We start from the raw sequence: 23915 nt of genomic DNA on the forward strand, positions 1-23915 counted from the left end.
GCTTTCAAGCTATAGCTGCTTTCCATGCGGTCATGTGACATTTTTTTTACGCTTGTTCCAGAACCATGCGGTGATTCCTCCCGCAACGATTAAAAGAATAACGACCAGCCCTACCTGATGCGTCACCTTCTCCATTAGCTTCGCCACCTGCTCCCAATGCATGCCCACCGCATGTCCAATCCCCAAAAATGTACCGCACCACAGCAAAGCTCCTGCTGATGCATAACTGATGTAGCGAAAAACGCCTAGACGGGTTGTACCTGCCAGATATGAGGATACATGTCTCAGGCCGGGGACAAAATATCCAAACAGGATTCCCCAGGTACCATAGCGCCCAAACCAATTTTCAGAAGAGGCAATCCTAGAAGGCGTAAGCCTCACCCATTTTCCGTATCGATGCAAAAGTGGTTTGCCCAACAGACGCCCCAATGTGTAGCTAAGCATCATACCCGTCATACTACCGAAAAATGTGACTGCCAGTGCAGCAATGAAGTTGTAGTGCCCTTGAGACACGAGCCCGCCGAAGGCGATCATTAGCACTTCGTCGGGTATCGGCATACCCGCTACTCCAAGTGCAAGCAAGCCGAACATTGCCAAATATCCGTATTCAAGTATCCATGCAAGGATTTGACCCATAAATTACGCTCCCGTCAAGCTATTCATTAATTCACTTTAATTATTTTCAGTCTCATCCAGTCATGTCCTATTTCAGTTGAACATAGTTTGTATTATATGCTCGCTGCAGCGTTATTCAAGCAAGCAAGGAGGGACTGGGGATGAAACGTAATATTCATGTTTTTCAAATTGCTTTTACATACATCGGTACAATCGTCGGTGCCGGATTTGCTACCGGACAAGAAATTCTGCAATTTTTTACGCAGTATGGTCGTTGGGCTACACTCACTATTATGCTATCCACAATCATATTTGTATGGTTGGGTACGAAAATGATGCTGATCGCACATGATATTTCAGCCAAATCCTACGAGGACCTGAACAAACATCTTTTTGGTGCCAATGCCGGGAAATGGATTAGCTGGTTCACACTCATCGTGTTGATTGGCGTAAACAGCGTCATGCTGGCAGGAGCCGGCTCTGTTTTTGTAGAGCACCTTCACCTGCATTACCAAACCGGACTGCTTATTACACTGATTGGTACTTATTTGCTGCTAAGTAAAGGCATTAAGGCCATCTTGCACATGAACACCGTGGTTGTCCCTCTGATGATCATCATGTCTCTTCTGCTCGTTCACAGCACGCTCTCCATGCCCAATCCTCAGAGTTTTATTACGAATACGACAGATCACAGTACATTTCGAACCTTGCTCTCTCCACTGCTGTACACGTCCTTTAACCTAACTATGGCCCAAGCCGTGCTTGTACCACTTGGCAGCCAAACCTTTTCCCGAAGAACTATCCGCTGGGGCGGAGTTTTGGGCGGAGTTGGTGTCGGGTTTATGCTAATGGCTGCACACTTTGCCATGTCAGCACATATGCCGGGTATTCAGCAATTTGAAATCCCTATGGGAAGCATTGCTTACCGTCTGGGTGCCTTTGTCGAAATCATATACATTCTACTCATTTTCATGGAAATCTTCAGTACCTTTGTAGCCGACATTTATGGAGTCAGTCTGCAAATTCGTCAGCATGTCCAAATTTCGCCCAAGCTCATCACACTATTCATTATGCTCACCTGTTTTTTAATCAGTCAGTTCGGCTTCAGTTCACTGTTATCTGTCCTTTATCCTATTTTCGGAATGCTCAGTCTGATGTGGGTTAGCAAACTGATCATAGCAGGACGCAGGAGACCTTTCCGTTCCTCACGTCCTCGCTCCAGCTTTCGGCATTCCGATTCCAAACCAGGTGGTACTCGTCATGGTTAATGTGGAAATTTCAAATACATTTTCTTCAACTCGTTAACCGCCCGACTTAAAGAATAGCTTGATTTAGCTTTATCGCAGGCAGATCTAGCCAGCTCATAACGATAGGCAGGGTCAGCAATGACCTTTTCTAATGCGTCTGCCAGTGCCCTCGGATTGTCGGGTGGCACGAGCAGACCATTTACCCCATCTTCAATCTGCTCCGGTATTCCTCCCACTTCTGTACCTACCAATGCCAGGCAACTTAACGCTGCTTCCGCAAATACCGAACCAAAGGCCTCCGCCCGAGAAGGCAAGACAAATACATCAAAGAAAGGCATAAACTCTTCTGGATGAAGGGTATATCCATAAAAAATCGTCTCATGGTATATATCGAGCTGTCGCGCCATCTCTTCCAGCTCAGGGCGAACCGGGCCGTCTCCAATAATATGAAGCACAAAATCCAGATTTCTTTTTTTAAGTTCAGCACAGGCCCCCAATAAAATATCCAGTCCTTTCGCCGGAACAAGGCGACAAACGGTTATGAGCTGTGTCACTTCATTTTCGTGTGGAATGGGTTTGAAGCGCTTCTCATCATATCCATTCGGAATGACTGCAATGTCTTGCGGATTCTGAACGTAAGGAGTTAAGTAATGCTGAAAAGAATGAGATACCGCTATCAGACGATCCGCCTTCTGCTCCATTTCCCCATACAGTGACACCAAGAATTGGTGTTCAGGCCCGTTCTCCTCTATTTTCCCGTTTAGAATTAACTCCTTCTCATAGGAAGAGTGAATCGTCTGTACGAGCGGAATGTCAGGAAAAACAGTTTTCATGGCGATTCCCGCAATCGGATGATGAGCATGAATGAGGTCATAGGGCTTCTGAATACGAAGCCGTGTCCACCATAAATAGTCACGGTACGTCTGAATATATTTTTGAACGATTGGATATTGTTCATATCTCGTCCAGTCAAAGGTGTCAAAAGTTACTTCGTCCCTACCCTTGTTACGAATCCGTTTAGGGATTGAAAATAGCTCCATTTCCCAACGGGGGGATGTAAATCGCTCTTGCAGATATGGAATCATGGATGAAACGCCTCCCGGTTGCTCGGGTGGGAAAAAGAGAGCCTGTAGCAATTTCATGACGTGCTTCCCCTTTCAAGCATTAAACTGCCCGGATCACAGATTGTATGTATAGGTTTCCGGATTTTCTGAAAGATGATATATTGAGAATAAATGTTAGTCACAAAAGAAAATTATAACATTTTAAATAGGATAAATCCTGTCTATTGTATCGGAACGATATCAACCGTTCAATAGATTGACTATTTTTGCAAATGGAGTCGGTGATGTTGACGTTGTTGTCCTTATCGGGAACCTTGGGTTTCCCATCTCTGGCCGGGGCCGTAAGTGCAGCCTGCGGTTTGTATATTATACTCATGATGGCACTGATGTGCGTGATCATATATAGCAGACAACGAAAAAAAGCCTATATCCTTTTTTCGGTTGCCGCTATTATTATTATGACATATGAAGCCATGAATCTCTATTCAGCAGGTGGAGGCAAGATGCAACTCCAAGGAATCGTGTGGAAAAATGTGCTGGAGGCGTCTGCCTTCGTGCTCATCAATGCCGCCGTATTTCAACTCTACCGGAAGCTGAAACGTGCGCAGACATGGACCTTGCTGCTGCTGGGTGCGTTATTGATATTGCCGGTTATTGCCTGGACTGCAGGTTTGTTGCCCGCTTGGATCAGCGCAGCGAAACTGGTTGGGTTCACTCTGTTTTATCGAGTACTGGTACTTATACTGAGCCTTGTGTTCATCACCCCACGAATCGGACAGCCAAAGAAGTATGTAGCGGGCTTATCCATGTATTTGCTCTGGCTCGGCTATTTGTGGCTGCGAAATGACATCCCTGCAGAAGCTAGCAGGTCAAACACAGATATATATATGTCATTTTTACCATTGCTGTACTACACTACGCTATTCCTCATCCTGTTTGAACGGATTGTGGAGCTGCTCCAAAGGATTTACCGTTCTTCCATCACCGATGGCTTGACAGGGCTATATAACCGTAAATATTTTTCGGGACGACTACGGCGATATATGGATCAAGGAATCCGCGTGTCGGTCATTTTTTGCGATATTGACAATTTCAAAAAGTTGAATGATACGCAAGGCCATGCTCGTGCGGATGAAGTACTCAAACAGGTGGCACAGATTATGGAGGATGAACTGGATGAAATCGGACTGACCGGACGATACGGTGGCGAGGAACTGGTCGCAATGGTTGTAGATCGACGTGCCAAGGTTGGACATGTCGCAGAACGTATCCGCGAGCGGGTCGCGGAAGAAAGCATTGTCACCATCAGTGTCGGACACAGTACAGTGAAGAAGGAAATGAACCCGGATGAACTGGTCAAGCAGGCCGATCAAGCGATGTACATATCCAAAACGACAGGTAAAAACAAGGTTACAGCTTATACAGCAGCTGAAGTGAAAAAGAGTCGGGCAGCACGCGCACAATAATTCGTAAACTGCGATCCAGTGTTGAACGTTGAGTTTGAATAATTCTCTGTCTGGTTGTCTATTATCATAAAATGACGCACAGGAATTTCACAAGAGCCTGTGCGTCATTTATATTTAATCTGCCCATCAAACTTCTGACGTTGCAGATGCTATATCCCGGCCGATCCATGCCAGTTCTTCACTAGTCAGCTCTCGATAGCTGCCCAGTGGAAGCTGTTCATCTAGCTTTAATGGCCCCATAGCTATTCTTTTTAAATAGGTCACCTTTTTACCAACCGCTTCGAACATACGCTTCACTTGATGAAACTTTCCCTCATGGATTACAAGCGAAATATAGGAAATGACTTCTCCATCTGCCTGGTGCGGATGTTCGTGGCGAAGAATGGTCAACTGCGCGGGAAGTGTAACATACCCATCATCCAGTTCCACTCCTGCTGTAAATTGATGAATGTCCTCCTCCGTGACATGCCCCGATACGGTAGCCTCATATGTTTTAGGGACATGCCGCCGTGGAGAAAGTAGTTCGTGCGCTAGCTTACCATCGTTGGTCAACAACAATAGCCCTTCTGTATCTTTGTCTAAGCGTCCTACTGGAAAAGGCTCAAAGTGTCGTTCCTCCGCGCTCAGCAAATCCAGCACCGTCCGCTCCCTCGTATCTTCAGTTGCAGATATAACGCCCGGTGGCTTGTGCAGCATGATGTAAATATACTCCCGAAAAACAACACGTTCCCCGTTCACTTCAATCTGATCCTGGTATGGATGAACCTGTAAGCCGTTATCCTTGGTGATCCTCCCGTTTACTGTGATCATCCCTTGCTTCACCTGTCGCTTGATATCACTACGGGAACCATATCCCATATGGGTTAAAACTTTATCCAAACGTTGCGTTTGTCTCCCTTTTCCACTCATACCGATGTCCACCTCCAACCTGTAGGGTATTCATTTTTGAGCATGCCGTCCTGCCATTTGCCCCACCCAGCCGAATAACCATCAATGCACACGAGAGTATAGCCTTTGGGCTGGACTTCGTTCCGCAGTGCCATTCTCTCAACGGGGATGGACAAGGTCTCCCCTTTTAAATACCGGATGGCCTCAGCATCTGAACTGGAGAGATTGATGCTTCTAGCCGTTTCTGAAGGGCGTAATGCCACCGCCAACGGGTGTGAAGGCACAAAGCGACCATTCTTGTCGGTACCCATAAACCAGCCTGGTCGCACCACCTTAAGGCCGTCCAAACGATGGGATGCCAATGGCGACTGATAAATACGATCTCCATAGACCACCGTATAGCCTGTAAAGGACACCTCCAGCTGATCCTTCACAAATTGGTGATAGGACTCCAGTACATCTTGTGGGGAGCGTGCAGCGGATTTTACATTCTCTTTGCCAGAACGAGACTTATTGCCACCCAAGCCGCGCGCGGACTTTCCTTTACCGGACTTCCCGTCCATTCCTTTTCCACTTCGTTTAGGCTCACCAGTCGCATGTCTTCCTTGACCGCTTGGCGTCAGTGCTTCCTTGACGGACAAAAACTGCTTTTTCCGTGGATACGCTGCATCTATGTTCAATGCCCTGTCATTCTTGCCCTCAAATGGAGTCAAATCCCCGGATTCAGTGTGATCTTCAGTTCCAGTGACACGACCACCTTGGTGTTGCAACACAGCGATAAAATGGCCTTCTCCCTCTACGAGATGCGGCCAAAGGCGTGCTGTTCCCCGCAGTTCGGGATGTGATGCCGCGACCTCTTCACTCATCCATTCCGGGTGGCCTGGTGCAAAACCTGCCTCCGACGGAACAGGGACTACGTCAAAATCGGGATGAGCCTCCAGAAATTCTGCGATCATTCCTTCATTTTCTTCTGGCGCAAAGGTGCAGGTCGAATAGACAATTCTCCCTCCTGTGCTCAGCATCGAGGCCGCTACACGCAAAATGTCCCGTTGCATGACTACACATTTATCCACCGAATGCGTTTCCCATTGTTTTGCCATATCCTCATCTTTGCGGAACATACCTTCTCCCGAGCAAGGTGCGTCAATTAGTATCTTGTCAAAAAAATGAGGAAAGGCATCGGCGATTCGATCCGGGCTTTCATTCAGTACCACGGCATTACGCACACCGTACAATTCCACATTTTTAGCCAACACTTTGGTTCGGTCCGCGCTAATATCATTAGTCACCAATACGCCGCTTCCTTGTAGTTTGGCCGCTATTTGGGTCGATTTCCCGCCCGGTGCAGCGCACAAGTCCAATACAGCTTCATCTTGAGCTACATTGAGCAGTTCAACCGGAGACATTGCACTCGGTTCCTGTATATAGTACAGTCCCGCATGGTAGTAAGGATGTAACCCCGGCTTCGTACCGTGCGGAATGTAAAAACCCGTGGCACACCATGGAATTGGCCGCAGTTCGAACGGAGAACGTTCCTTAAAGTCCTCCACCGAAATTTTTAACGTATTGACGCGAATCCCGGCATGGGGCGTGTGGTCGTAGGCGGTCATAAATGCTTCAAATTCGTCGCCGAGCAGTTGCTCCATGCGCTTTACAAATGCTGTGGGGAGCTGTACACCCATAATCGTAATCATCCTGTCCTTTTAAAATAAATTTTATTGTACCATATTCAACCTGTTATCCTGCAATATCGGTGTGATTTACGAACTTTCACTACAATCTGTAATGTTGTATAATAATGAGATTCATAGCTACATATTTTGAATTTTGATAGGAGAGATTGCATTGAACGCACAAAAATCCAACAAAAAAAAGCTTATACCTGTCATCGGCTTTTTTGTTGTGCTGGTCATTTTGCTTGGAGTGCTGCTCGCTTTAAATTCAGGCACTAAAAACAAGCTGTATGGCGTTTCCACAGCCTCGTTAAATCCTGCTACTCAAGAGCTGTTAAATGACCCGAACTATCAGCAAATTATTAAGCCGGAAGATCTACAGAGTAAAATTGACAAAAAGGAAAACTTCTTCGTCTATCATTTCGCGTCCGACTGTGTGCATTGCCGCGCCACTACCCCTAAGCTCTTGCCTTTGAGCAAGCAGGAGAACATTACGATGCACGAATTTAACCTGCGTGAGTATGAGGATGGCTGGGACAAGTATAAGATTGAGTATACCCCTACGCTCATTTATTACGAAAAAGGCGTGGAAAAGGAACGTATGGTAGGCGGGTTGAAGGAAAGTCCTTCGGACAATGGGTACACACTCGACGATTTCAAAGCCTTCTTTGAGAAATATAAAAAGAACGTAACCTCCTAGTCAAACGTTCACACACCTGAAACGATAAAGCAGCCCGATCCTTATGAAACGGATCGGGCTGCTTGCTTATCATGAGCTTCAAACTCAAGGCGTATCCTTCGTTTCCGCCGAGACAGAGCCTGAGCCGCCAGCTGCCTGTCTTCGCCTAATTGAAGCTGCCAGCGCCTGCTGACGCTGCTCATGCTTTTCCCCACGCCGAGGACCTCTCTGCTGCGGGATGTTGACTGGAATGGACGACGATGCCTTCTCCACGGCCCTGCGCAGCCCGGGCTCGACGATTTCTATCGTCAAATCCCGATAAACCGGCGGTTGGTGCTGAAGCTCTTCCGTACCGGTCATAACTGCTTCAGCAAGCTGACGGGCGCAAACGCGCGCCTCGTTCACCAGCTTCGCCATATTAATGCCCAGCGCCTGCGAAGGAGCATGCTCCAGCCTGTGGACCGCACTATTCAGCATCATATGTCCACCACGATAGTTACCATTCCGGAAATGATACAGTCCTACAGCAACTTGCAGCAAACCTTTATATACAGGGTCACGGTCCAGCTTAAGCCACAGCTCTTCCAGTACCTCATGACATTCAAAGTAATCCCGATCCCGATTGAAGTATACCAAATAAGTCACGTACAGCGGTTCGTAGGAAAGGTTTTCCATTTAATACTCATCCCTGTCTTCTTCCTTGGTAGAGGCTTCTAACATCTCTTTGACCTCATCGTGAAGCAGCTTGATTCCTTCCATGTCGTGCCGTTCCCACAGTTCATTAAATCTGCGCTGCGCATCAATCGTTTCACTGATCTTATGGTAGAAATACAGCCGGTGCATACCTGTTAGCACTTTAGAAACAATATTGGCTTCATCCTCGAACTTTTTCTGCGCTTCCAATATTTCAAGACGCATAGAAGACATCTCATTATCCAATACAAAGGCTGCCTCAGCTGCCTTTTTCAATCGTGTGCGCATATTATCAGGCAAGCTTTCACGATACTTATAGCTAAGAGAATGCTCTATGGTTGCCCAAAAATTCATAGCCAAAGTACGGATTTGAATTTCTGCCAGCACAATTTTCAGCCCCACTGCTGTTTGAACTGGATACTCCACAATCATATGAAAGCTGCGATAGCCGCTGTCTTTATAATTGGTGATATAGTCCTTTTCATACAGTACGGTCAAATCCTTACGTCTTCTGATATATTCGGCCACCCGCCGAATATCCTCTACAAATTGACACATAATGCGAATGCCTGCAATATCCTCGATTCCCGTCTCCAGCTGATCAGAAGGAACCTGTAATCTCTTCGCCTTATCGAGGATGCTTGATATTTTTTTAACCCGTCCGGTTACGAATTCGATAGGAGCGTATTCCTCGCGCTTTTTCAGCTCCGCACGCATTGTTTTGAACTTGACCTTAAGCTCTTCCACCGCCTGATCGTATGGCAGTAAAAATGTTCCCCAGTCTCTTCCGTCCATCCCCGTACCTCCTGTCTCTTCCGACAACGCTTTTTTATCTGTGATCTGCACCAACAGCCTCGGTAATGTGTCTAAAGCCATCCTTTCGAAGCAGCTCACGCAGGCCAGCATGTATAGCCCTATTTACTTCCGGCCCTTCGTAGATCAATGCTGTATAAATTTCAATCAGGCTTGCGCCTGCTTTAATTTTGTCATAGGCATCACGACTCGTGAAGATGCCGCCTGATCCGATAATAGGCAGCTTACCTTCCGTCTGGCGGTACACCCGTCCGATGACCTCTGTGGAACGGTCACGCAGCGGCTTACCACTCAGCCCTCCTGTTTCACTCGCATTTCGGTGCGTCAGACCAGCTCTGGATATTGTTGTATTGGTCGCAATAATGCCGTCTACTCCACTGGCAGCAATCGCATCTGTCATATATTCCAATTCCTCATCCGATACATCTGGCGCAATTTTAACCAGTACAGACTTGGCATTGCCATACTTTTTCGCCTGAACTCCCATCTCTGCCCGAACCGCTTCCAATAGCGACTTCAGTTCATTACCATGCTGGAGCTTTCGTAAATCCGGCGTATTCGGCGAGCTAATATTCACTACAAAGAAGTCCGCATACGGATACAGTGCGGAAATACACTTTTCATAGTCCTTATGAGCATCCTCATTGGGCGTGATTTTATTTTTGCCGATATTAACTGCGACCGGAACAGGTCGATGTTTGAGTGCAGCCAGACGTTTGGCCATGCTCTCAGCACCCAGATTGTTAAAGCCCATCCGATTGACTAACGCCTCATCGGGAGGCAGTCGGAACAACCGGGGCCGATCATTGCCGGGCTGTCCCACAGGTGTCACCGTTCCCACTTCCATAAATCCAAACCCGATGGAAGAAAAACCAGTAACCGCTTCTGCATTTTTATCCAGTCCTGCAGCCAGTCCAATCGGGTTGGGAAAATGAATGCCAAACAGATCAACGGCAAGATCCTCCGTTTCCTTGACTCCGTACATCCCTCGCAGTGTCGCTGCTCCACCAGGGAATGAGCCCGCATGTTTTAAGCCGTCAATGACTACATGATGGGCCGTCTCTGGACTCATTTTAAAAAAAACAGGTTTCGCAATCCTTCGATACAACACGATTCATCCACTCCGTTCTATGCCCTTGCACAATCCTAAAAAAACATCTCTACAAAATAGTTTAGCTTTTTCCATACCAAAAAGAAAGTAATTTGCGAGGTGTAGCTCCAGAACAATTCAGTTGTCATGGAGATGTCATTGAAAATGTATAATCAAACCATTTACAATGGACATAGTAAGACAAGACCTTAGCCCGTTAGAAAAGAGGGATTGCTGATATGAAGACCAAGCGCAAGCCGCCCAGTTTGCAAAAGAAAAAGGATGAGGTGAACAAGAAAGCGATTGTATGGACCGCCGTCAGCTTTGTTCTCCTCATCATTGTGATTATTCTGGTCATTGTTTTAGCACAAGCAGGAAATCGTTAAACACCAAGTAGCAATAGCATCAAAACGTTAATTTAGCCAGTGATAGGTTTTGCGGGGATTCGTCTGGTCATGCTGCGGCTCACTTGTAAATCGAGAACCAGGCACAAGCACTTGCTCAGGCAATCCCCCGTTACCAATGACTACCTCCGTACCCGAAGGTACGAGTGCAAACAATTCCTCCACATCCTCTTTACCCATTCGGACGCAACCCAACGACTCATTTTTGCCAATGCTGTCCGGCTCGTTCGTGCCATGAATGGCATAATTCGTTGCAGACAGTTGCATTCCACGACTGCCAAACTCACCGTTGGATTTGCCGTTCGGATTTACTACTTTATCGGTAATCACAAACTTCCCTTCTGGTGTTTTCTCTCCGCCCAAACCGATAGGATAATTTCGAATAAGTACATTGCCACTCACCAGTGCGAGCCTGTGCTTGGATTTGTCCACCACAATTCGCAGCGGTTGCCCCAGAAAAGGTCGTCCGTGCAATGACGATGCCAGTAATGGACTGCTTTCGGCCGACGAGTCAGCGTCTAAATCTACTGCCTTCCCTGTTCCCTGTCCTGGTGAAACAAGTAAATTACGCATAGGTGTAAAAGCCTTCTTCATCTCGTCTGTCGTACCGTACATCGTGTTAGCAGGAAAGTCTCGAGTCAGTTCATCAAGACTCTGGGGAAGACGTTGATGCTGTGAGCGAAAAGCACGCATGGAGCTATTCAACACAGCTAATTCCTCCTGTCCAGCAGCCCATTTTAGACCTGCTTTGCGAAGATTTTCACTGTCTGACGGCTTGCAAGCACACGCAGCGGCGTCGTAAGACTGAACAACTAATCCACCGTTTCCTTTGTTCTGTACACTAAGTAATGGCTTCATACCCTCTCTCCAGAGCAGCCATGAGCCCCCTTGCTCCATACCCAACACCGTAGTCTTAGACGGCAGTCGGCTAGTCTTAGCCAACAAATCAGTAAGCCCCGTTCCAGCTCCACTCCCTTTTCGAGCTTGAGCCGTAAACACACCACCAACCACACCGATCTGGGCCATCTCCTTCGGATCAGCAGTGGCCACTTTCGTAACTTCAATATTATCAATTGCTGCCTGCTCAGTTCCAGATGGAACAGATGCATTTTCATTTGAAGGTCTCGGTGAATTGGCTGAAGGAACCCATATGAGCAGTAGTACCATTAACGCAGTTAACAGGTGGCGCGTTCGAGCCGTCCTTCGCTCCTTCTCCTTGGACATTTGAACCAGTTTATCCTGATATTCCATCCATACGTCTGCCGGAATCTGTTTATGCTCGAAGGCTTCGAACACTTCTCCTGCGCGATTAAAGCAATAATTTGCTTTGCCCTCTTGACCGCTGCTCTCATACTCTTTGCCGAGTAAATACCAGGCCATTTTATTATCAGGGTGTTTTTTTACATACGATTTAAGATGAGGCGAATGGTTCATCGGATCCTCCTGATCGTGTAATCTTGCATACTTCCTATTATGTATATCGGCAAAAATAGACTCGATGGACAGCACATAAAAAAAACGTCTATCGACGTACTCTCACGGAAGCCAGACCGCGCTTGGCAGAAGTTTTTCTTGCGATTATAGGATAGTTCAGCTCCGCTGAACCATTCTATAATCTAAAAAAACAGCACCAACAGCTTACTTTCACCGTTATACGGCGAAGAGAGCTGTCAGTGCTGTGCCTATCGAAGAAGCCTACGCTTAACCTTCTTTATTGAACGGCTCGTCTGCTACTTTGATGGAATCTGTAGGGCAACCGTCACAAGCATCCTGCATATCATCAAACAAATCTTCTGAGATCGCCTTGATGCCTTGGTTTGCATCCCCTTCAAAGATCACTTCTGCCAAACCTTCATCATCATAATCATAAATGTCTGGTGCTGTAGCGCCACACGCTCCGCAAGCAATGCATGTATCTTTTTCTACCCAAGTGTATTTAGCCATAACTTTTCTCTTCCTCCTATACAGTCAAACAAACCAGCTTTTGCATTCTATTCACATATTAATACAAACCCAATATTATTACAAATTATTTTCCTTTATCCTTCATGCAAAAAACACTTATAACGTAGCTTGTGATGCTTGCAATAATCTACCCAAAAGTTTCACTCCGGAGTTGGTAGATTGTCTTTTTGCAGCGAAGTTCCGCGCAACTTGGAGTTGCGAAGAAGTACCGAAGGATCATCTCCCAGCATCCCAGCGGTCAAAATTGCATTTTCACCAAACTTATCGCGCAGTGCATCCATCGTCTTCAATAAGCTTTCCTTCTTAGGCTGATCCTGGTATTCAAATAGATCCATTTGAACGGCCGCTTCCTCCTTTGGAATGAGCTGCTGTAGCGTAATCCCCAGCAAGCGCACAGGCTTATCTTCTCCCCAATGGCGACGATACAACGCACAAGCTTCCTTATATATGTCCTCTGCACTTTCCGTAGGAGTGCTCCTGACTTGAGAACGCGTAAAGGTCTTCATATCCGGCGTCCGAATCGTCAATTGTATACCTCCTGCCAGCATACCGTGTCGTCGAAGCCGCCGGGCTACCTGATCACTAATGTTAAGAAGTACCCGTTGGGCTTCTGCCAGCTTTACCACATCCATAGGCAGGGTAGTCGTGTGACCAATGGACTTGTTTGGCTCCCGTTCAGTGCTGACTGGAGAATGGTTAATCCCATTAGCGGCCAATTTTAACCACGAACCCGTCACACCAAATACGCCAACCAGCATATGCTCATCAGCCTTAGCTAGTTGTCCAATGGTGCGAATGTTCATTTGTAGAAGCTTATCTGCCGTTTTGCGGCCCACACCAAACAATTGACCACAAGGAAGGTTCCACAAAATGTTGGGTACATCACGCAAACGTAGAATAGATATCCCGCGTGGTTTTTTCAGATCAGAGGCCATTTTGGCCAGCAACTTGTTGGGAGCAACTCCAATTGAACAGGGGAGACCCAGTTCGTCCTCTACTCTGCGCTGGATTTCCTCAGCAATTTCCATAGGTGTTCCAAACTGTTTGGAGCCAGAAATATCCAGATAGCACTCATCAATTGAAGTTGCTTCCAGCATAGGCGTATATGAATAGGCAATACTCATAAATGCCTTGGAATAACGACGATACAAGTGAAAATCAGGCTGTATTACGATGAGCTGCGGACAGATCCGACGAGCCTGCTGAACGACCATCCCTGTTGAAATGCCCAATCGTCGAGCTTCATAAGAGCAGGTTACAATTACACCTTTGCGCAGCTCACTACTGCCTGCCACCGCGGTAGGCAGTCCCTTATATTTCTCCGGCTCCTCCGCTGCATGAACGGAACAATAAAATGCATTCATATCCACATGCAGAATAACTCGTCCACCAGCCGGATAATAAGCACTGACATCTTTCATGCTCAACCCTTCTTTTTAACTGTAAATTCACCCGTCATCGCGGGAATATGTGTTTTGATTTTATACTTGAAATACCCTTAAATGCTATTTCTATTTTACATAAAAAATAAAGGTTTTGCGGCTAAAAATGATAATTATATATTACAATTGAAGTCATAAGTTGATATAATCGACTAACATACGAACACGACAAACTAACGCTTTCCTGTTTTTAAGCGTTAAACAACTAAATTAATGTGCTTAAAAAAGCAGAGCATCACCAATCTGAGCAATCCGCAAAGGAGGAGTCCCTCATGTCCACCGCTATTTCTATCTTTGACACAACGCTGCGAGACGGCACTCAAGGAGAAGGAATTAGCTTGTCTGCTGATGACAAATTGAAAATCGCCAAAAAACTCGATGATCTCGGTGTTCATTATATTGAAGGCGGGATTCCCGGAAGCAACAGCAAGGATATCGAATTTTTCAAACGGGTACAAGAGCTAGGCCTTCAGGCAAAGATTGTCGCCTTCGGCAGCACGCGCCGCAAAGATAGCATCGCAGCACAGGATGTCAATCTACAACGAATTCTGGAATCCGGCGCTCAGGCTGCTACACTTGTGGGTAAATCATGGGATTTCCATGTACACACCGCCCTACAGACGACACTGGAGGAAAATCTGTCTATGATTTACGACTCCATCGCCTTTTTAAAGCAAGGGGGCATGGAGGTTATTTTTGATGCCGAACATTTTTTTGACGGATATAAAAACAATCCCGAGTATGCAATGGCCGTTATGAAAAAAGCAGAAGAAGCAGGCGCGGATTGGCTCGTGATGTGCGATACAAACGGCGGTACCCTACCGCATGAGATTCAGGAAATTGTCACTATGCTGCAAAGCCAGATAACGAGGTCGCAGTTGGGTATTCATACACACAATGACTGCGAATTGGCAGTAGCGAACTCTCTAAGTGCTGTACAAGCAGGCGCAAGGCAGGTTCAGGGTACCATCAACGGCTACGGTGAACGTTGTGGTAACGCTAACCTGTGCTCCGTCATTCCTAATTTGCAGCTCAAACTGGGCTACGACTGTCTAGATACTGAGAAGTTAAATCAACTCCACAATACAGCCCGCTTTGTGAGCGAAGTCGCCAACGTCAATATGCCTGTGAACCAGCCTTATGTAGGCAATGCAGCTTTTGCCCATAAGGGGGGCATCCACGTGTCAGCCATTCTGCGCGACTCGCGAACTTATGAGCACATCGCTCCTGAACTCGTGGGGAACAAGCAACGGGTCTTGGTCTCCGAACTGGCCGGGCAAAGCAACGTGATATCCAAAGCGCAAGAGCTGGGCATCACCCTTGACCCATCTAGTGATGAGGCACGTGGCGTAATTAGCCGCATCAAGGAACTGGAGCATCAGGGGTACCAGTTTGAAGGCGCGGATGCTTCGTTGGAACTGCTCATTCGTGAAGCAGGTGGTGAAGTGAAGGAAATGTTCTCTTTTGAATCCTTCAAAGTGCTGGTAGAGAAAACTGCCGGCCGCCCGGTCGTATCCGAGGCATTTTTGAAACTGAATGTCGCAGGGACGAGTGTCTATACCGCAGCTGAAGGCAACGGTCCTGTCAACGCGCTCGATAACGCACTCCGCAAGGCTCTTTCTCAATATTTCCCTGCCTTGCGGGACATGCATTTGGCTGACTACAAGGTACGTGTGCTTGACGAAAAGGATGCCACTGCCGCCAAGGTACGTGTGCTCATTGAGTCTAAAAATTACGAGGACGTCTGGAGTAACGTAGGTGTATCTGAAAATGTAATCGAAGCCAGCTGGGAAGCTCTCTTGGACAGCTTCCGTTACGCATTATTGGAAGCACCGACTCCAAAAAACGATCAGGCAGAGCTTACTCATCATGGATTAGTTAATCACTAATCAGGTGCTCGCATGAGCTTAGAAGGTGTCTTTGGGGTCTACTCGGCTCCCAAAGACACCTTCTTTTTTTCAAGAGTTTCTATTTTGCGTTCCAACTCCTGCTCACTGAGCATGCCGATTATGATTTCGCGGACCTGTCCATGATGATCAACCATTACATGAGTTGGAAAAGCCACTCCTCCAAATCGTTCAAACAATGCTCCTTGCTCATCAAGTAAAATGGGAAATTTGAGATCCAAAGAGCGGGAAAACTTCTGTACATCCTCCAATCGATCATAGCGAGTTACATTGATACCATACACATCCACATCATCTTTGTACTTACTATACAACTCATTCAGCATAGGCGCTTCTAATCGGCACGGATCGCACCACGAAGCCCAAAAGCTAATAACCAAAGCTTTATTGCGCGTGACCCCTACATCGTAGGTCTTGCCGTTTAACCCCTTTAAAATCATAGAAGGAAGCCGTTGACCAGGCTTTATCTTTTTCATTACCTCTACCGCATCTGTTTCATCCTCTACCTCTTTCTCAGCTTTAAGTCTTTCTCTACCGTATTCCTCTTTTAATGGTGCATTTTCCATGGACAGGTTTGCTGCATAAGTTGTGTTTTCAATAACTCCCCACGAAGCCCCAACCACAACCAGCATAACCATCGCTCTGATGAAAAGAAATCTTTTCACAGTCTTATCACCTGTCTTTCGTCTAAATAACCCTTACCTTCTCCATAGGATGCCCATACTGTTCCCACCTCTAACCTTCTAAATCTGAACAGGACGCAAAAAAACAGCAAACCCACGAAATCGCGAACTTGCTGTTTTATGCTATGCCTTGTACTGAATCAGGCATGACTTAAATGCGCGTAGACATCTGCCAAATTGGTCACATTACGCTTCAACATTTCCTGAACATAAGCAACCCACAGCTTAGCCGTCATTTTCGCATCCTCTAACGCATGGTGCCGTCCTTCAATCGGAATGGATTGATGGGTCAACAATTCATCCAAACTGTAGGTTTGATGTTGCTGTGGCTCAAGCCATTTGGCAAGCATCATCGTATCCAGAACACGGTGAGTCAATTGAACTTTAGATGTTTTCCATAACGCAGCATTCAAAAAGGCCTTGTCATGAGCGCTAGCATGTGCCACAAGTACTCGCCCACCTACAAAGGACATAAAGTCGTGCAGTCCGTTCATAAGCGGTGGAGCATCATCCGTCATTTCCCGGGTAATCCCAGTTAGCTCGGTAATATGCTCAGGAATCACAGTCCGTGGATTAACAAGCGTATAAAACTGCTCTTTTTCCATAATCATGTCCCCGACAACCCGAATCGCCCCGAACGATAAAATCTCATCTCCATGCTGTGCTGAAAATCCCGTTGTCTCTAGATCAAAAACTACCGTCTCCAGACGATCCAGCGGGGTTCGCAATACTTCAGAGCGCCGTTGCTCCCGGGTTAAGGAGCGAATAAAAGCCATCTGCTGAGCCGTAGGAGCCCCCATTACAGATGCAATCGCAGACGGCACTCCTCCTCTGCGGAGAGCGCTCCAGAAGCCACTTCCCTGCGCTGGTTCCTTCATGACCTTCTCCCTTCCATAAATCGCAACTGCCTTTGCAACGCACGATGCAGCCGTCGTACCGTCGAAAGCGCCTCGCGCAACTCATGCCAGCCTTTACTTTGTTTCAGCGGCTTTACAGCCAGGTAGCCATTGCTGACCAGCAATCCATCATTCTTCTTCACCGGAGTAGCCATTCGAAGCTGAAGCGCAATCCGAAAGGCACGCTCGCAAGCGTCGAGTAAAGGCAACGGCGCCGCTTCCAATGATGCGAGACGACTGAGCCTTTTGAGGGTGGAGGTTTCCTCTACACCATGTTGCAACGCCAAAAAACGGACTGCGTTCACCAGCGGAATGTACAACCCGTATTTCACATCAAAATCGCCCGCATGCTCACCGAAGCGCTCGGTAACAATCTGACCTAAAATATTAAGTGTCGCTTTATGCCTCACTGTGTTCCGAAGTACCGCCGAGGGTAAATCAGGATGTTTTCGGAACAACTCATAAAAACTTCGTTTCCAGTTTGCAGATAATTGCTCATCTCCAGCGATATGCCTCATATCAGACGAGATAATCAGATAACGGATCGGCTCCCAAGCAAAATCGTCCGACCATTTCGTTAGCTGTTCTTGCCATCCAGACAATGTTTGGCGCCACAACGGCTCCGAGCACATTACTTTCCCCTCACATTTGGGATATCCCAAATACTCTAACATCGCAGACACTCTGCGACCAAACTCTCTAAAATACAATTCTTTGTCAGCAGATATTATGTCACTGATAATCATACCGTTATCCTGGTCACTCCACAGCGTCGATTCCGAGCGCCCCATGCTTCCGAAGGCTATAAATGCGTAAGGGACGGGAGGAGGGCCGAAGCCATCCTCAACCATCCCTTTTTCGCACATTTGTACAGCTCTGGCCGCGATGCGGTCATGCATTTCATTCGCCGTTTGTAACCAGTCTGATAACGGAGCGGAGGCTTGGGAAGCCAGCAGCCATTTTTGAGAGTCAACCCTGGCCTGCCTTAGCGATTCAGGCGTATCTGCTTGATCAATCGCTTCAGCGGAACTCACCCAAGAGGCCATATTTTGCAGTTCCATACTTCCATCTCCTCCGCTCATCCATACTGGTTCTTTATATTTTACATATTAGTTCACAATTCCAGAACGCTTTTCAGCCTCGGCAACCAACTTCATTTGCTCAGGATAGCCGTACGTACCGTGTTCACTGATATCCAGTCCCATCGTTTCTTCCTCTTCCGTAACGCGGATACCCATAATCGCTTTCATCGCCCCCAGAATAATGAAGGAAATGACGAACACGAAAGCCAAGGTGCCAATCAGTCCAAGCAGCTGTACTCCTAATTGGGTAAATCCACCACCATAGAACAAACCCGCTTGACCTACACCTGTTATTTTTACAAGCTCAGGAGTAGCGAAGAACCCTGTGGACACTGCGCCCCACATCCCTGCAACACCATGCACGGAGAAAGCATATACCGGGTCATCTACTCTTGCACGCTCGAACCATTGCGCTGTGAAGAAAGTGACGATCCCTGCAACTGCACCAATGACCAGTGCCGCCCAAGGGGCTACAAAGGCACAAGAACCAGTAATAGCAACCAAAGCCGCCAGCACACCGTTTAGCATAGCAGGAATATCTGCTTTTCCATATACCATCCAGGATACGAGCAAAGCGAAAACCCCACCTGCCGCAGCAGCAATATTGGTAGTCAAGGCCACATATCCAAAGAATCCGTCGTTCATAGCCGATACAGCACTACCTGGGTTAAACCCAAACCAACCAAACCAGAGAATAATAACACCCAAGATAGAGTACACCTGATTATGACCAGGGATAATGTTCGGCTTGCCATCTTTATTGAACTTGCCCAGACGCGGTTTGAGCAGCAGTGTAGCGACGAGTGCCGCCGTAGCGCCTGTCAAATGGACTACCGTCGAACCGGCATAATCCTGCATGCCCAACTTACCAAGCCATCCGCCGCCCCACACCCAGTGAGCTACAACCGGATAGATCACGATAGAGAACAAAATACCGAAGATAATGTATACACTTAATTTTGCACGCTCTGCCATCCCCCCACATGCGATAGAAAGTGATACCGCAGCGAAAGCAAAGTGGAACAAAAACATAATTGTAATCGGAACATCCAGACCTGAAAGAGCATCAAACGATGCAGCAGCATTCGTACCACTCATGAAGAAACCCGTCAGTCCCATAAATCCGTTTCCGCCATCATTACCAAAGCCGAATCCAAATCCAAGTGCCCAGAAGGACAAAGCCGCAACACCTGTGGTAAGAATCGTTTTACCAGCGACATGGCCCGCATTCTTCATTCGTGTCGATCCTGCCTCCAGCAATGCAAATCCCGCTTGCATAAAAAATACAAGTATAAATGCCAAGAACGTAAAGGCCGTGTTTAGCCCGGCTTGAAGTTGAATATTTGTCGGACCGTCAGCAGCAAACGCACCTACCGGAAAAGCTAATACTGTCAGCATGGCCAATAATACAACTAACCACTTTTTTCTCATGAAGCCCACTCCCTCAAATGTTAAGTTTCTTTACATTTCGTGAAATTCTTATTGTCATTATAATCAGAATACATGAAAGTTGACAAGATTTTTTTTATTATGTTAAAAAAATATGGTCCCGAACACTCCATGTCACATTTACTAACTATAAAAGTAGCTTGTTTCTGTCCAAAAAAAAGCATGACGTTTGACTGTATGGTTGGGAATCATGTAAAATATTCTTTATATACACTCCGTTTGCAAATGCTAATATTGAAGGTTGAACGAAGAGCGCGAGGTGAAGACAGATGGGGATATGAAGCTGTATCGAATTGGTGAGCTAGCCAAGGCGGCTGGTGTCAGCGAACGAACTATTGATTATTACACAAAGCTTGGTTTGATCACACCTGAAGAACGATCATTGAAAAATTATCGGCTTTATAATGATGAAACCTTAAACAGGCTTGAACGTATTAACCAAATGAAACAAGAGAAGTATAGCCTTGAGGAAATCAGACAGACACTGATTAAATGGAACTCGGTCGCGGGGGAAGAGCACGTCACTGACAAACTAACGAGTCTAGAGATGCACATGCAGCGTCTAGAACGTGAAGTCAATGAACTACAGCCTCTTTTGGGGCAGCTCAAGCCCGTTCAAGCGCGCAAGTTGCTTACTGGTCTACTACCACAAAGCGCCGCTTGTATCGAAGCTCTGAAGTATCTGCTGGAGCATAGTTCTATGATGTAGACGCCCGGGCTATGATGAACAATAATGGAGGGTTGCTTTATGATGGGTATGTATATATTGATTATTCTTGCGTTCGGATTATCCTTATGGGCGCAATTCCGTGTAAAAGGTACTTTTAATAAATGGTCTGATGTCCCAAATGAAAATGGGTTGACCGGTTATGATGCAGCTCGGCATATGCTGGATCGCAATGGTTTGCATGATGTACCTATTGAACCAGTACCTGGTGCGTTATCTGACCATTATGATCCGATGCAAAGAGTCGTACGGCTGTCCGAGCCCGTTTATTATGAAAAATCCATTTCCGCAGTTGCCGTAGCTTGTCACGAGGTCGGTCATGCCATTCAGCATAAAGAGCATTATCCCATGCTAGCACTCCGTCATCGGATCTTTCCGATCGTAAACTTCGCTTCCGGGATTGCACCATTTCTGCTGATTGCCGGTTTTTTATTCAGCTACACGAACCTGATTGGCTTGGGTATTATCTTTTTCTCGGCTACTGTTGCTTTTCAATTAATTACATTACCGGTTGAATTTAATGCTTCCAACCGCGCCCGGGAAATCATGGTTTCCGAAGGGTTTATCCGTAGTGATGAAGAACGGGGTATCGCCAAAGTATTAAATGCTGCTGCATTAACTTATGTGGCTGCAGCTCTCGTTTCCTTGCTGGAACTAATTCGCTTAATCGGTATCTTTAACAGCCGGGATTAATTGCTTGTGTTGCAAAAAAGGTTGTTCCTCCACCAAGTTAACGGTTGAGGAACAACCTTTTTTTCTTTATCTAAAACCAACCAGCTATACTCACTGCCCTAAATCCGCTTTTGCACTTCCATTCGGAGTAGCAACACTACCTTTAAGACCAAAATATTGCAACAAAAAAGTCCGGAATGACTTTGCAACTAATGGTAGCTTGTCATCTTTGCGATGAATCAAGCCTATAGTTCGCGTGACCTCTGGATCAACAATTGACACTCTTGCAGGTTGAAGCGGGTTGGTCTGAAACAACGCCATTTCAGGCAAAAGACTGACTCCCATACCAGCCGCAACTAATCCGCGAATCGTATCTGTCTCTTCACCTTCAAAAGCAATATCTGGCGTAAATCCTGCCTCCAGACAAGCCTGCCAGACAATCGGGCGTAACGAATATCCATCTCTGAACAGGATGAATTTTTCTCCTTTAAGCTGACTCAGCGTGATGTGTTTGGCCGTGGCTAAAGGATGATTGGGCGGGAGAACAGCAAACAACTCCTCGGTCAGCACCACATCCCCCTCTACATGATCATGACGATCCGGAAAAGGAGATACAAAAGCCAAATCCACCTCACCCGCTAACACATCACGAATTAAACTCGGGTACATCCCCTGTTTAAATCTGAATTTAACATTGGGATACCGCTTTCGGAATTCAGCCACCACCGTAGGAATAAGATGAATCCCCAAACTGTGCGGAAAACCGATGCGGATTTCGCCCCCCTCAGGGTCCAAAAACTCATGAACCTCCAAAACAGCTCGCTCTAGATCTTTTATAATCGTCTCAACCCGTTTGCAAAATAGCTGTCCCACTGGCGTTAGCTGCAAATTGCGACCCTTTTGCATAAAAAGATTAACTCCCAGCTCCTCTTCAAGCTGATGAATTTGCCGACTTACCGCAGATTGCGCCACATGTAGCTCCTCGGCTGCCTGAGTGACATGTTCTTTTTGCGCTACCTTCATGAAGTATTGCAACTGTCGTAATTCCACTCCGATATTCGCTCCAATCTGTTTTTCAACATCCGGAAGAAGACGTCAATCGAACATCATCCTCTTTCTTACCCTGCTAACTTACGGTAAAACTGTCTTTAGTGACGTTTGCGTTGGCCAGTCAATCTGATCATTAATCCATAAAGGAAAAACCCACTGAGTAATCCCCCGAAGTGAGCCGTCCAGTTAATGTTCGCTACAGCGAAAGAAAACAGGATACCAAACCCAAGCAGCGTGTACAGCGTTTTGCGCGAGGCGTCATCCATCAGTGACCGCTGGAACAGGGCAACGTATAGGAATGCTCCATAGATGCCATAAATCGCTCCTGAGGCTCCTACAGAGACTGTCGTTTCCGCCATCATGTTGTAATGCGCGATGGACAGTATGTTCCCTACAATGCCCGTGACCAGATACAATAACACATAGCGGAAGGACCCCAGCAAACGCTCCAGCGGAGGAGCGAATACGAGTATGGCGAAGGAATTGAACAGAAGATGATCAAACCCTGCATGTAAAAACATGGCTGATACATATCGCCACAGCTGATCAGTGAATGGCGCTTCATTAATCAAAGCTCCATATCGGATCAGCGTCAAACTATTTTCCGATCCACCCTGTACGGTGAGTACAATAAACATCACAATATTAATGAGCAAAATCAGACAGGTCACTGGGTAAAACCGCAAATAACTTTTCCAGTTCTCATAACGTAAAAAAATCAAGGCAATCCTTCCTTCATGGGTGTCTCCACCTTATTCAAATTGGACAATGTCTTTTATAAAAGATTATAATAGATTTCGGCAACGATAACCAATGCTAAAAACCAAGGAGGCTATTACATATGGCACAAGAACGTACAGGAGCTGCTACTTTTAAAGGCAATCCTTTGACACTCTTAGGACCTGAACTGAAGGTTGGAGACCAGGCACCTGATTTCAAATTACAGAAAAACCTGCTAGAAGCAGCTACGCTCCAAGACTTTGCGGGCAAAGTCAAATTGATCAGTGTTGTTCCTTCTTTGGATACAGGCGTGTGTGACGCACAGACTCGACGTTTTAACCAAGAAGCTGATTCCCTTGGGGATCAAGTCGTGGTGCTAACTGTCAGCGTCGATCTGCCTTTCGCTCAAGCTCGTTGGTGCGGTGCTGCCGGTATCGACCGCGTATTGACACTGTCCGACTATAAGGATCATTCCTTCGGCGAAGCTTATGGTGTGTTCATTAAGGAATTTCATTTGGATCATAGAGCTATTTTTGTAATTGATCAAAATGACAAAATCGCTTACGTAGAATACTTGAGCGAAATGTCCGAACATCCTGACTATGACCAAGCGATTGCAGCAGTGAAAAAACTCGTCTAAATCAGACTGAATATTAAAAAAGCGAGTGAAGGGTTGCCTTCCTCGCTTTT

At 46.5% G+C, this 23915-nt stretch carries 24 protein-coding genes; 8 read left to right on the top strand and 16 right to left on the bottom strand.

Annotated features, from left to right (window positions below; all coding sequences use genetic code 11):
• Positions 1-30: 30 nt before the first annotated feature.
• Positions 31-636: a DedA family protein gene (locus MHB46_RS05365; RefSeq protein ID WP_235308041.1), complete on the bottom strand. Its 606-nt coding sequence runs from the start codon at positions 634-636 to the stop codon at positions 31-33.
• A gap of 140 nt (positions 637-776) precedes the next feature.
• Between MHB46_RS05365 and MHB46_RS05370 the strand changes: the two genes are divergently transcribed.
• Positions 777-1883 (top strand): YkvI family membrane protein, encoded by a 1107-nt coding sequence (locus MHB46_RS05370; protein WP_028542811.1) that lies wholly within the window; start codon positions 777-779, stop codon positions 1881-1883.
• On the opposite strand, the gene MHB46_RS05375 is transcribed toward MHB46_RS05370, so the two are convergent.
• Complete coding sequence (locus MHB46_RS05375; RefSeq protein ID WP_209947967.1) at positions 1880-3004, bottom strand: glycosyltransferase family 4 protein; 1125 nt, start codon at positions 3002-3004, stop codon at positions 1880-1882. The genes MHB46_RS05370 and MHB46_RS05375 overlap by 4 nt on opposite strands.
• 206 nt (positions 3005-3210) lie before the next feature.
• On the opposite strand from MHB46_RS05375, the gene MHB46_RS05380 reads away from it, so the two are divergent.
• Positions 3211-4392, top strand: coding sequence for a GGDEF domain-containing protein (locus MHB46_RS05380; RefSeq protein WP_341161784.1), 1182 nt, complete (start codon positions 3211-3213; stop codon positions 4390-4392).
• Between the two features lie 126 nt (positions 4393-4518).
• Here MHB46_RS05380 and MHB46_RS05385 read toward each other — a convergent pair whose 3' ends face one another.
• Together MHB46_RS05385 and MHB46_RS05390 are read right to left on the bottom strand one after the other, a co-directional pair.
• On the bottom strand, positions 4519-5301 hold the full coding sequence (locus MHB46_RS05385; protein ID WP_209947963.1) for a pseudouridine synthase: 783 nt from the start codon (positions 5299-5301) through the stop codon (positions 4519-4521).
• Positions 5298-6962 carry an RsmB/NOP family class I SAM-dependent RNA methyltransferase gene (locus MHB46_RS05390; protein WP_341161785.1) on the bottom strand — a complete coding sequence of 555 codons (1665 nt, stop codon included), beginning with the start codon at positions 6960-6962 and terminating at the stop codon, positions 5298-5300. The genes MHB46_RS05385 and MHB46_RS05390 overlap by 4 nt, the downstream gene beginning before the upstream one ends.
• Positions 6963-7125: 163 nt before the next feature.
• On the opposite strand from MHB46_RS05390, the gene MHB46_RS05395 reads away from it, so the two are divergent.
• The gene (locus MHB46_RS05395; RefSeq protein ID WP_013309735.1) at positions 7126-7653 is read left to right on the top strand and encodes a thioredoxin family protein; all 528 of its coding nucleotides are present in this window, start codon (positions 7126-7128) and stop codon (positions 7651-7653) included.
• An 84-nt stretch (positions 7654-7737) separates the two neighbouring features.
• On the opposite strand, the gene MHB46_RS05400 is transcribed toward MHB46_RS05395, so the two are convergent.
• Genes MHB46_RS05400 through MHB46_RS05410 form a run of 3 tightly spaced genes read right to left on the bottom strand, consistent with a single transcriptional unit; the run spans position 7738 to position 10249 of the window.
• On the bottom strand, positions 7738-8307 hold the full coding sequence (locus tag MHB46_RS05400; protein WP_341161786.1) for a DUF309 domain-containing protein: 570 nt from the start codon (positions 8305-8307) through the stop codon (positions 7738-7740).
• Complete coding sequence (locus MHB46_RS05405) at positions 8308-9120, bottom strand: GTP pyrophosphokinase (protein ID WP_023988035.1); 813 nt, start codon at positions 9118-9120, stop codon at positions 8308-8310. It abuts the gene before it with no gap.
• 34 nt (positions 9121-9154) lie between these two features.
• Positions 9155-10249 carry a quinone-dependent dihydroorotate dehydrogenase gene (locus MHB46_RS05410; protein ID WP_061828594.1) on the bottom strand — a complete coding sequence of 365 codons (1095 nt, stop codon included), beginning with the start codon at positions 10247-10249 and terminating at the stop codon, positions 9155-9157.
• Between the two features lie 218 nt (positions 10250-10467).
• Here MHB46_RS05410 and MHB46_RS05415 point away from each other — a divergent pair, with 218 nt between their 5' ends.
• The gene (locus MHB46_RS05415; protein WP_023988033.1) at positions 10468-10614 is read left to right on the top strand and encodes a hypothetical protein; all 147 of its coding nucleotides are present in this window, start codon (positions 10468-10470) and stop codon (positions 10612-10614) included.
• Between the two features lie 27 nt (positions 10615-10641).
• On the opposite strand, the gene MHB46_RS05420 is transcribed toward MHB46_RS05415, so the two are convergent.
• From MHB46_RS05420 to MHB46_RS05430, 3 genes are all read right to left on the bottom strand, one after another.
• Positions 10642-12066: a L,D-transpeptidase gene (locus MHB46_RS05420; RefSeq protein ID WP_341161787.1), complete on the bottom strand. Its 1425-nt coding sequence runs from the start codon at positions 12064-12066 to the stop codon at positions 10642-10644.
• A 267-nt stretch (positions 12067-12333) separates the two neighbouring features.
• Positions 12334-12576, bottom strand: a complete 243-nt coding sequence (locus MHB46_RS05425; protein WP_013309730.1) for a ferredoxin — start codon at positions 12574-12576, stop codon at positions 12334-12336.
• 161 nt (positions 12577-12737) lie between these two features.
• Positions 12738-14018 carry a DNA polymerase IV gene (locus MHB46_RS05430; RefSeq protein ID WP_209947956.1) on the bottom strand — a complete coding sequence of 427 codons (1281 nt, stop codon included), beginning with the start codon at positions 14016-14018 and terminating at the stop codon, positions 12738-12740.
• A 293-nt stretch (positions 14019-14311) separates the two neighbouring features.
• Between MHB46_RS05430 and cimA the strand changes: the two genes are divergently transcribed.
• Positions 14312-15928 carry a citramalate synthase gene (gene cimA, locus MHB46_RS05435; RefSeq protein WP_341161788.1) on the top strand — a complete coding sequence of 539 codons (1617 nt, stop codon included), beginning with the start codon at positions 14312-14314 and terminating at the stop codon, positions 15926-15928.
• Between the two features lie 38 nt (positions 15929-15966).
• Here cimA and MHB46_RS05440 read toward each other — a convergent pair whose 3' ends face one another.
• From MHB46_RS05440 to MHB46_RS05455, 4 genes are all read right to left on the bottom strand, one after another.
• Positions 15967-16611 carry a TlpA family protein disulfide reductase gene (locus tag MHB46_RS05440; protein ID WP_341161789.1) on the bottom strand — a complete coding sequence of 215 codons (645 nt, stop codon included), beginning with the start codon at positions 16609-16611 and terminating at the stop codon, positions 15967-15969.
• Positions 16612-16769: 158 nt separating this feature from the next.
• Complete coding sequence (locus MHB46_RS05445) at positions 16770-17507, bottom strand: exonuclease domain-containing protein (protein ID WP_341161790.1); 738 nt, start codon at positions 17505-17507, stop codon at positions 16770-16772.
• Positions 17504-18586 (bottom strand): DUF294 nucleotidyltransferase-like domain-containing protein, encoded by a 1083-nt coding sequence (locus tag MHB46_RS05450; protein WP_341161791.1) that lies wholly within the window; start codon positions 18584-18586, stop codon positions 17504-17506. The genes MHB46_RS05445 and MHB46_RS05450 overlap by 4 nt, the downstream gene beginning before the upstream one ends.
• 48 nt (positions 18587-18634) lie before the next feature.
• Entirely contained in the window at positions 18635-20038 is a 1404-nt protein-coding gene (locus MHB46_RS05455; RefSeq protein WP_039270006.1) for an ammonium transporter, read from the bottom strand.
• Between the two features lie 295 nt (positions 20039-20333).
• On the opposite strand from MHB46_RS05455, the gene MHB46_RS05460 reads away from it, so the two are divergent.
• Positions 20334-20765: a MerR family transcriptional regulator gene (locus MHB46_RS05460; RefSeq protein ID WP_023988024.1), complete on the top strand. Its 432-nt coding sequence runs from the start codon at positions 20334-20336 to the stop codon at positions 20763-20765.
• 39 nt (positions 20766-20804) lie between these two features.
• Positions 20805-21476 (top strand): zinc metallopeptidase, encoded by a 672-nt coding sequence (locus MHB46_RS05465; RefSeq protein ID WP_023988023.1) that lies wholly within the window; start codon positions 20805-20807, stop codon positions 21474-21476.
• Positions 21477-21566: 90 nt separating this feature from the next.
• Here MHB46_RS05465 and MHB46_RS05470 read toward each other — a convergent pair whose 3' ends face one another.
• Both MHB46_RS05470 and MHB46_RS05475 read right to left on the bottom strand, forming a co-directional pair.
• Entirely contained in the window at positions 21567-22505 is a 939-nt protein-coding gene (locus tag MHB46_RS05470; protein ID WP_039270004.1) for a LysR family transcriptional regulator, read from the bottom strand.
• 98 nt (positions 22506-22603) lie between these two features.
• Positions 22604-23227: a rhomboid family intramembrane serine protease gene (locus tag MHB46_RS05475; RefSeq protein WP_061828599.1), complete on the bottom strand. Its 624-nt coding sequence runs from the start codon at positions 23225-23227 to the stop codon at positions 22604-22606.
• A 119-nt stretch (positions 23228-23346) separates the two neighbouring features.
• On the opposite strand from MHB46_RS05475, the gene tpx reads away from it, so the two are divergent.
• Positions 23347-23865 carry a thiol peroxidase gene (gene tpx / locus MHB46_RS05480; protein ID WP_023988020.1) on the top strand — a complete coding sequence of 173 codons (519 nt, stop codon included), beginning with the start codon at positions 23347-23349 and terminating at the stop codon, positions 23863-23865.
• Positions 23866-23915 lie beyond the last annotated feature (50 nt).

Source organism: Paenibacillus sp. FSL H7-0703 (assembly GCF_038003485.1).
In the GTDB taxonomy this organism is placed as follows: Bacteria; Bacillota; Bacilli; order Paenibacillales; family Paenibacillaceae; genus Paenibacillus; species Paenibacillus polymyxa_B.